This is a genomic window from Streptomyces sp. UW30 (assembly GCF_008042075.1).
GTDB lineage: Bacteria > Actinomycetota > Actinomycetes > Streptomycetales > Streptomycetaceae > Streptomyces.
Genome location: NZ_RDBN01000019.1, coordinates 1 through 3,635, shown reverse-complemented (window position 1 = coordinate 3,635; position 3,635 = coordinate 1). Strand labels below are relative to the sequence as shown.

Here is a 3,635-nt window from a genome sequence, read left to right as displayed (position 1 = left end):
ACATGTCCGCCAAGTTCGCCAGCGAGCTGGGGAGTTCGGACACCCGCAAGTCCCATGTGATCGCGTTCGACGTTGCGCTCCCCCTACCGGCGAGAAGTGCCCCGGAACGGCGGATTTTCTGGCTTTCCGCGCATTCGAGGGCGATGAGGCAGTACGCGGACGGCCCCGCCCCTGGWCCAGGGGCGGGGCCGTGCGCACGACCGGAGGCGGCGACCGTCAGCCGGTCGCGCCGAACGCGATCACATGGGACTTGCGGGTGTCCGAACTCCCCAGCTCGCTGGCGAACTTGGCGGACATGTACAGCCGCCCCTGCGCGTAGAGGATCTCGGAGTACTCCGGCGACATCCGCATCTCCACGTCCCGCACCGCGCGCGTGGACGGGTTCTCCAGCAGTTTTGTCTCCTCGAAGCTGCCGCCGTCGATGCTGACGATCTGCCCGCCCTTGTCGTACGGGGGACGCTTGTAGGCGATCACGTTGCCGCCGTCCATGCGCAGCGGGGTGATCGTGTACCGGTCGCCGGCGTCCGCGCGCTGACCGGTCTGCTTGCCGGTGGCCAGGTCGAAGGCGACGATCTCGTTGGTCTGGCCGTACTCGCCGCCGCCGGAGTGCTGCTCGGTCTCCACGTAGAGCCGGTCGTTGCCCACCACGACGCCCGTGCACGCCTCGATCGTGGTGACGCCGGAGCAGCGGGCCCCGTACTGATCGCCCGGCACGGAGATGCGGATGCGCAGCTTGCCCGTCTTGTTGTCGATCGAGAAGGCGTCCGTGATGCCGATGGCGTCCTCGGACTGCCCGGCCTCGGCGGCCACGACCAGCGGGTCGGTGGAGATCACGCTGGCGTACTCGACGCCCTCGGCCATCTTGTACTCGGAGATCACCTTCCCGGTCTTCGGGTCGATGGTCTGGATGTTCAGCTGGGGCTGGTCGTAGGAGCCGCACTTGCGGACCGCGACCATCTTGGGGCCGCCCGCATACCCGAGGTCGTAGCAGCTGTCGTTGGCCTTCGGGACCCACAGCGGCTTGCCGGACTCTAGGTCGAAGGCGGCGCCGCCGCTGGTGCCGCCGGCCGCGACGGTGCCCCCGCTGACGGTGATGTTGTCGTAGCGGATCACGCCGTCCTCGTTCTGGGCGGTCTTCGTCCAGAGCTTCTTGCCGGCGTCCAGGTCGATCGCGGCGACCTGGGTGCAGCCGTGCGAGGGCTTGTCCTTGGTCGGCATCGCGGGCTCGAAGGCGACGGCCGTGATGCCGTCTTCGCTGATGTGCTTGGCGGCCTGGCAGACCGGGCCGGGCAGCTTGACCGACCACAGCTTGGAGCCCTTGTCGGGGTCGTAGCCGACGATCTCCGCGACGCCTGTCTTGACGTACGCCTTGTCGGTCAGCCAGGAGCCTGACACGACGATGCTGGTGTCGTCGTCGACATCCGGCGACGGCACCTGGAAGAGAACCTGGGCGACGGTGTTGCCGGGCACCTTCTCCGTGCCGTCGGGGGCGTCGAAGCCGCCGCCTCCCGCGTCGTCGCCCCCGCCGCCGGTGCCGCCGCTGGAGCTGGCGGTGTCGTCCTTGCCGCCCTTGTCACCGGACTTCGCGTACCAGACGCCACCGCCGATGATCAGGGCGATCACCACGATGGACGCCGCCACGATGACGGCCAGCTGCGAGCTGGACCGTCCTGCGCCTGCGGGCTGTCCCGGCTGGGGGTGCACCGGCACGGTCGGCTGCTGGTAGCCGTAGCCGGGCGGCCGCGTGTACGGGTTCTGGGGCTGGCCGTAGGGGTTCTGCGGCTGGCCGTCATCGTGGCGGCGTCCATCGTGGTGATCGCCCTGATCATCGGCGGTGGCGTCTGGTACGCGAAGTCCGGTGACAAGGGCGGCAAGGTGCTCCAGAACCCGGCGAGCGCCGCGGACATCGAGAACGGCTTCTTCTCCAAGGCCTACGACKGGGAGGGGCGGAACCGGCGCACGCCTCACTTGCCGAAGGCGAGCATCAGCTTCTCCTTGGCTTCGTCCTGGCCGCTCAGCCGGGTGCTGGAGAGGTAGAAGCGGCCGTCAGCCCAGTCGTAGGCCTTGGAGAAGAAGCCGTTCTCGATGTCCGCGGCGCTCGCCGGGTTCTGGAGCACCTTCGCCGGCTGGTGGCTGCTGCCGGAGACCGGGATCGACACGACCTGGCCGCCCGCGTCGTACGACGCCTGGACGTAGGCGATGAGCTTGCCGTCCTCAACCTTGATCGGCAGCATCGTCTCCTCGGCCGGGGACTTCACGCGCCACTTCTCCTTGCCGTTGCCGAGGTCGATCGCGACGATCTCGTTGGCCCTGGCGGTCGCCTTGGTCGGCATGTAGAGCGTGTCGGCGTCGGCGACCACGCCGGAGCAACCCTGAAGGTCACGCTGGAGGATGGCCCAGCCGCACTCGGCGCCGATCTCGAGTTTGACGCCGACCTGCGAGCGGAACTTGCCGGAGGAGTCGAACGTGGAGATGTTCCCCGTCTTCTTGTCCTCGTTGGTGCTGTAGACGACCAGCGGGTCGAGGGAGAAGATACGCGCGACCCGCCAGCCCTCGTCGTACGCGAAGGTCCACTTCGCCTTGCCGGTGGCCGGGTCGAGTTCCTGCATTTCGTCGTGCTCGTTGCTGCTGGAGGCGGCGCAGGACGCGACGGCGATCACCTTGTCGCCGCCCGCGAACGCGTCGGGGAAGCACTTGTCGCCGAACCGCGTCTTGTCCCACAGCTTCGTGCCGCTGTCGATGTCGTACGCGGTGCCGGACTGCGAGCGGCCCACCAGCAGCGTCTTGCCGGTGATGGACAGTTCGACGTCGAGGGTGCTGTCGAAGAGCTGGCCGTCGGCGACGCTGCCCTTCCAGCCCTTGTCGCCGGTGTCGAGGTCGACCTGCTGGAGCTGGTTGCACTTGGCGCGGTCGCTGCTGCCGCTCATGTACGCGACGACGATCTTGTCGCTGGTGGACTTCTGCGGGGTGACCGCGCAGATCTTCTGCGGGAAGGCGATCGGGTCCCAGGCGTCCTCGCCGTCGGCCACCTTGAAGCCGAAGAGCTGCTTGTAGGCCGCCTTCACCGCGGTCTTCTCGGTGATCCACATGCCGGGGGCGTCGGCGCCGGACTTGGGCGCGTCGGGTGCCGGCTTGTACCAGAGCACCTTCGACTCGCCCGCCTGGCGGCCGTCGTTGAGGTTCTCCGGGTCGTCGCCGCCCTCGCCGCTGTCGCCGGAGTCGGACGGGGAGTCGGAGCCCTTGGGGTCGTCGCTCTGCTGGGCGACGGGCTTGTCCTTCTTGTCGTCGCCGCTGGTCACCGCGTACACGGTGCCGCCGATGACGACCAGCGCCGCGACGGCGGCACCGATGACGAGGGCGGGCTTGCCCTTGAAGGGGTTGCGCGAGCCGCCGGGCGGGGTGCCGGGGGCGCCCGGGTACTGCGGCTGCGGCGGGAAGCCGTAACCCGGGGCGGGCTGCTGGCCGTAGGGGCCGGGCTGCTGCGGATAGCCGTACGGCCCCGGCTGCTGCGGGGGCTGGGTGTACGGGCCGGACTGGTACGGGCCCGGCTGGGCGGGCTGGCCCGGCTGCTGCGGGTAGCCGTAGCCGGGCTTCGGGGCGCCGCAGCCCCCGCAGCAGGGCCAGCCGCCGCAGGG

General features: G+C 69.4%; 3 protein-coding genes. 1 reads left to right on the top strand and 2 read right to left on the bottom strand.

Features of this window, described 5'->3' with window-relative positions; all coding sequences use genetic code 11:
* Window positions 1–216 precede the first annotated feature (216 nt).
* Window positions 217–1,704, bottom strand: coding sequence for a PQQ-binding-like beta-propeller repeat protein (locus EAO75_RS09710; protein WP_410092221.1), 1,488 nt, complete (start codon window positions 1,702–1,704; stop codon window positions 217–219).
* On the opposite strand from EAO75_RS09710, the gene EAO75_RS09705 reads away from it, so the two are divergent.
* Window positions 1,699–2,037, top strand: coding sequence for a hypothetical protein (locus tag EAO75_RS09705; RefSeq protein ID WP_147994659.1), 339 nt, complete (start codon window positions 1,699–1,701; stop codon window positions 2,035–2,037). The two genes, EAO75_RS09710 and EAO75_RS09705, sit on opposite strands and share 6 nt — an antisense overlap.
* Here EAO75_RS09705 and EAO75_RS09700 read toward each other — a convergent pair.
* The coding region (locus EAO75_RS09700) for a PQQ-binding-like beta-propeller repeat protein (protein ID WP_147994658.1) at window positions 1,965–3,635 on the bottom strand (1,671 nt) is incomplete at its 5' end. The genes EAO75_RS09705 and EAO75_RS09700 overlap by 73 nt on opposite strands.